Annotated in this window: 4 protein-coding genes, 1 tRNA gene and 1 pseudogene; 2 read left to right on the top strand and 4 right to left on the bottom strand. The window is 52.5% G+C overall.

The features are described 5' to 3' along the window. Positions 1 to 183: 183 nt before the first annotated feature. Positions 184 to 354, top strand: a pseudogene (locus AC2FJB_RS22675) (IS5/IS1182 family transposase); the annotation flags it as partial. Between the two features lie 9 nt (positions 355 to 363). On the opposite strand, the gene AC2FJB_RS22670 reads toward AC2FJB_RS22675, so the two are convergent. The 4 genes from AC2FJB_RS22670 to AC2FJB_RS22655 all read right to left on the bottom strand — a co-directional run bounded on the left by AC2FJB_RS22670 (position 364) and on the right by AC2FJB_RS22655 (position 3,954). After that, the gene (locus AC2FJB_RS22670; RefSeq protein ID WP_117870661.1) at positions 364 to 1,380 is read right to left on the bottom strand and encodes a DUF2955 domain-containing protein; all 1,017 of its coding nucleotides are present in this window, start codon (positions 1,378 to 1,380) and stop codon (positions 364 to 366) included. Beyond that, entirely contained in the window at positions 1,370 to 2,434 is a 1,065-nt protein-coding gene (locus tag AC2FJB_RS22665; RefSeq protein WP_496677619.1) for an HlyD family secretion protein, read from the bottom strand. Before AC2FJB_RS22665 ends, AC2FJB_RS22670 begins: the two co-directional genes overlap by 11 nt. Further along, positions 2,431 to 3,510 (bottom strand): AI-2E family transporter, encoded by a 1,080-nt coding sequence (locus AC2FJB_RS22660; protein ID WP_496721200.1) that lies wholly within the window; start codon positions 3,508 to 3,510, stop codon positions 2,431 to 2,433. The genes AC2FJB_RS22665 and AC2FJB_RS22660 overlap by 4 nt, the downstream gene beginning before the upstream one ends. A 174-nt stretch (positions 3,511 to 3,684) precedes the next feature. After that, positions 3,685 to 3,954, bottom strand: a complete 270-nt coding sequence (locus AC2FJB_RS22655) for a potassium channel family protein (RefSeq protein WP_472724434.1) — start codon at positions 3,952 to 3,954, stop codon at positions 3,685 to 3,687. Positions 3,955 to 4,847: 893 nt separating this feature from the next. Between AC2FJB_RS22655 and AC2FJB_RS22650 the strand changes: the two genes are divergently transcribed. Beyond that, positions 4,848 to 4,937 (top strand) — tRNA-Ser (locus AC2FJB_RS22650). The last annotated feature ends 227 nt before the right edge of the window (positions 4,938 to 5,164 follow it).

The raw sequence follows: 5,164 nt of genomic DNA, 5'->3' as shown, positions 1-5,164 counted from the left end.
GCTCATAACCTGAAGGTCGTAGGTTCAAATCCTACTCCCGCAACCAACACTAAAACGTCAGATATCAAACACTTAGCGCTCCAAGGGGCGCTCCTTGCGCTTGGAGCCTCCTCATGCGGCGCTGCAACGGTGCTGCGCCACGGAGCAAACTAAAGATACCAAAGAGTACCTACGGGCCTGCATCCCGGTCGAAAACAACGCAAGACGCCGTTCAAGTACGACAAGCGCAGATACAAGCGGCGAAATCGCATCGAGATTTTGTTTGGCAAGCTCAGGGATTGGAGGCGCGTGGCGGCACGCCATGAGCGTTGTCCCAAGGTCTTCATCTCAGCAACCGTCATCTGCTGGTTTTGAATCCTGACCCTAGCTGCATTGAGCTGTCTGGCGCTTTTTTTCCGGCCAGAATTCATCCACCACGACATATGCGATGATCACAAAGATAGCGGCGCTGGCAACTTGCATAACCCGAGTGATGCTCTTGACGTCAGCCTCGTCTGAAAACGGCGCAACCGACCCGCCATATACGATCAGAGCCGTTGTAATAGCTGAACCGGCTGCCGCGGCGAGCGGAGCTTGAGATTTTCCAAGCGCTCCGAGTGACAGACAGAAGAAGAAACACAGCAGAATGGGTGTCAGAATAACCGGAGCTATGACGTTTATTTCATAGCATACGATAGACACCGCAGCCCCAAGGAGGTTTGCCGTCAGCATAGATTTTGCAACTGTCTTGCCGGCCGCAGGCATCGCCGCAAGTTGCTGGCTCAGCAACGCGACAAAGAACAGAACCAGCAAAGCAGACGCGCCGGAAACAAAAAACGCCATAGCAAATGGAATGGTGACAAGCGACATCCTGACTATTCGACGATGTGGGTCGAAGTCCGGCGACAATACAGCTTTCTTTTGAGCTGCCGTTTGAGGTTCAGCAGGTATCAGTACGAACATCAGCGTCGATACCATGCCTGCAAACAGCAGGTTCAACGGAATCCAATACACTAGCACCAAGGCCAGATCCTGGGATTGCAGAACCAGGTTCGGGATCATCAACGCCCCCATGAGAGCTATGACACCCGGTAAAACTCCGGCGCCGGAAACCGACCACATGAAAGACAGGATTATTCCAATTGCCACGAGAATGAGAAACACGAGTGGATAAGGCGAGAAGATCGACGACAATAGGAATGAAATGAACATCAATCCAATAGAGAAGACAAAAAGCTTGGCAAATGCTGCTAAAGGCAATGCGGCAGGTGCTTGCAGAAAAAGGGCCGTGAACACCGCGCCAACAACAGCGAGTGGCCAGCCAAGAAACAGGCCCAAGGAAAACACGCCAGTTACACCCAGTGCAAGCCGGGTGACAGAGCGTTGGTCCTCAGTACGCATAGGACAGAATTGAAACCAAGCGAATGTAGGTACGACCAACGAGGTTCAGCAAAGTGTTGTCACTTAGGTACATAATCACATCGGCCTGTCCGTTGAGCTGAAAGCGAAGGTCATCTTCTGTGCTTCCAGCTTCGTAACCGGGCAAAACAATCCGGACCGGGAACCTTTCAGGCTCTCGCAAAAACCCTTTGGTGCTTGGCGGGCTCGCCAATTGCCCGGGCTCATCACCGCCACTTAAAGAAACGGCCGCACTAAAGCTCTCGATGACGCCCGAAACGATTTTACCGGGATGCATGTCCAACACGACATCAACCGGGGACCCTATGGAGGCTCTTCCAAGGTTGTTCTCGGTAAAATACGCCTCGATCCAGACGTCAGTTGCGTCAAGAAACGTCAATAGATCCTGACCGGATCGCGCATACGTCCCTGGCGCTATCAGCAGATTGGATATGACGCCCGTCGCCGGAGCGCGTAGTTCGGTCCATTCAAGGTTCAGTTCCGCATCCGCCAATGCAGCCAACGCGCGCTGGATTTTCGGGTTTTCAATCCCGTCGTCACCAAGCCTCTGTTTTGCTTTTTCCAGATCCGCTTTTGCGTTCTCAAAGTTTGCCTCAGACTCTGCAAGTTGACCTCGTGCATCATCGGCCTTTGAGACGGCAATCAACCCTTTCTTTTCAAGCGCAAAAACGCGTTCCGTTTGAATGCGCATTGTATCCAGATCACTCTGCGCCCTTGCCAGCTTGGCTTGTGCAGCTCTTACCTCTGCCGAGGATGCACCCACTTCCTGCGTGGCAGCTTCGAGGTCAGCTTCCGCCTTGTCGCGCTGAATTTCATAGGGTCGGGGGTCGATCCGGACAAGGACATCTCCGGCCGAGACTATCTGGCCATTTTCGACCAGTACGTCAGTAACAGTGCCTGTCACCTGCGGGACGATCTGGGTCGCCACGGCTTTTACTCTGGCGTTCCCGGTAAATGGCGTTTTCCGATCAGCGACCAGATACCAGACAAGAAAAATCAGAATGACAGCCAGGGTTGTCCAGATCGTCTTCCTCATTTCGCCGCACCTTCAGAAGCGCCCTCGGCTTCGGGCGAGGTATCAATCCAAACCTTGAACAGTTCATAGAACACAGCAAAGAGTACCGGCCCCATAAAGACGCCGATCAAACCGTACGCCATCATACCTCCGAGAACACCGATGAGGATGACCAACATGGGAGTCTCAAGGCCTTTTGAGATGAACACGGGTCTTAGGAAGCTGTCCATTATTGTGACGGGCACGGCCAATATGGTGAATATCAAAGCAGTTCCGCCGGACATGGAACTCCATGCGTAGATAATAACCGGTATAAGAACCAATCCGGGCCCGATTTGGATGATCGAGAGTATCAGGCAGATAAATGCCAGCGTGGCGGCCGAAGAAATTCCGAACAAAGCCAGCAGTATCCAAACGAAGACCGCCTGAATGGCTGCTACGCCGATCACGCCTTTTGTCACGTTCCGAATTGTTGCACCTGCCAGTGTTACGAATTCACCGCCGCGCGGTGCGAAAACACGGTTTGCAAAGCGTTGGAGACCTTGGACCAAATTTGGCCCTGGGCTGAACAACGCCCCCATAATCAATACGGACAGGGCCAAGCCAAGAAGCCCGATTCCGATGCCCAACACCTTTCCGAAGAGCGATTTTGTGATCTCAAGGATTTGCGCCCCGTATTTTGCAAGCGCGCCGTCCAGATTCCGCTCGAACATACCCCAAACATTGGAAATTTTGTCTCCAACCAATGGCAGTTCCTTAAGGCCCTCGGGCGCAGGCGGGACTTTCAACTCACCCTTGTCTGCTTGTTCCGCGAATTCAGACCCAAGTTCTGCAGCACCGGATATCGCCGTAGCAACCGGCCCCAAGGTCAAAACAAGACCCACCAAAACCAAGATCGCCGCCGCAAGCTTCTTCCGCCCTCCCAACTTGGATTGCAGCCAATCAAATGCCGGGTATAGCGCCACACAGAGGATCGTTGCCCAGATAACCACGCTCGCAAGCGGGGCCACCATGACCAGGGCGCTGTAGAGGAATAGTCCGAGAAAGAGCAATCGTATTGCCAGATCGACAATCTTTGCGTCCTGTGTCTTTTCCATTCCATCCCTCCATATGTTTTTCGAATGTTACACTCAAAAAACACCATATGTATATTTTTTAGTTTTAGTGATCATCTATCAGCTTGAAGACACAAATGAATCCGGGCTACGGCTTGAGGTGCCCAGTCAAACCAATGCCTGGGTGTGAACTCGATTTGGCCAAATTGGGATAATCTACTTGCCCGCTTTTTTGTCGTCCTGGGACAAGATCGTATCCGCCACTGTGGTTGCTGCAGTCACGAAGACACCGAGACCTACAATGATGTATACCATCGTAAAGATCTTCCCTGCCGCGGTTTCGGGTGAAAAGTCACCAAACCCCACGGTCGAAATGGTCACGACAGAAAAGTAGATGGAGTCGAGCCAACTCCAACCTTCGACAAAGTGGTAAAAGACCGAGGCCCATAAAATCATTCCAACTGTGAAGGCAAGAATGCCTTTCACTCTGCCGTCCTTGAGGGCGACGCCTATCCCTCGTGTTATTCTGGTTAGTGAGTTCATCATGTCCTCATTGTTTGATGAATTCACATATAACAGTTATTGGATGAATGTGGGGAATCCAGGGAAACCGACTGCCTGTCGGTTGAAGGATGCGTCGACCCGCCAAAGGGCCCTGACCCCTTGATTTCAGTTTGGCAGAGTAACTCACGTTCGATAACGAGCGCTAAACACGTCTGATCTCTTGGGGCCGGCCGACGCCTAGATGGCGCGTCTTGAACCCGTTGCCCAAGTTTCCCGGCAAGCCGCGCGTTCACTGCCCGTTATATCCATGCGGTCATCCCGCCGCGTGAGAACACCAAACTCTGAAACACCCAGCGCAGAGGCAATAGCCCGGAACGAAGCAGTCAACGCATCGCGATACCTGGGCCGTGCCCTGTGGCGGCGAAGGAGCGGGTATCACCGCTGGATCCATGTTGAGAGCAAGACGAACTGCGTGAAACTTCGTGTTCAGTCACTCATGGCTCGCACCTGCGACTGACAGGTCGTGGAAATCCGGGCAGGCGTCGGGGTCCTGAACCACTAAACCGCTTTTGGCACACCCGTCAGAGAGCCCGCAGGATTAGTCCGTCCGGGGGGTAAGTCCGTCCGGGCAAAGGGGAAGTCTGCCCGACAACGGATTTGTGCAACAAAGCCTATCCGACCACTTGGGAAACGCGATTCTATGAATATTGCTGAATGTTGGGGCTTGAAATGCGTTAACCAAATCTTACCCAAAACCGGTGGAAGACGCAGCTATTCTGCGCTTTTTCAATGGCTTCGAGCGAGTCGGTAAAAAAAACCAAACATTGTAGAAACGACCTTGTATTTCCGTCGCTTGCACGGATATACCCGTCGACGGAGACGTGGCCGAGTGGTCGAAGGCGCTCCCCTGCTAAGGGAGTAGGCCCGGAAGGGTCTCGAGGGTTCGAATCCCTTCGTCTCCGCCATCAACCCATTTCAGTGAATTGGCATGGCGTGTTTAACATGCTGTAAATATATAAATAATCGGTATTTACTATCTCATAGTATCATCTTGAGTTTTACTTAGTTGCTCTTAGTGTATTTCATTGAGTGGTATATATTGTGGTATTTCCATAGCTGCGCTCAGCGGGAAGCAGACAAAGAAGCTGGTAGAGAATCTTGACCCGGGTCGGCATGGCGACGGTTCTGGCCT

This window comes from Ruegeria sp. CDSC085, from assembly GCF_059610465.1.
This window is presented reverse-complemented; position numbering and strand designations above follow the sequence as displayed.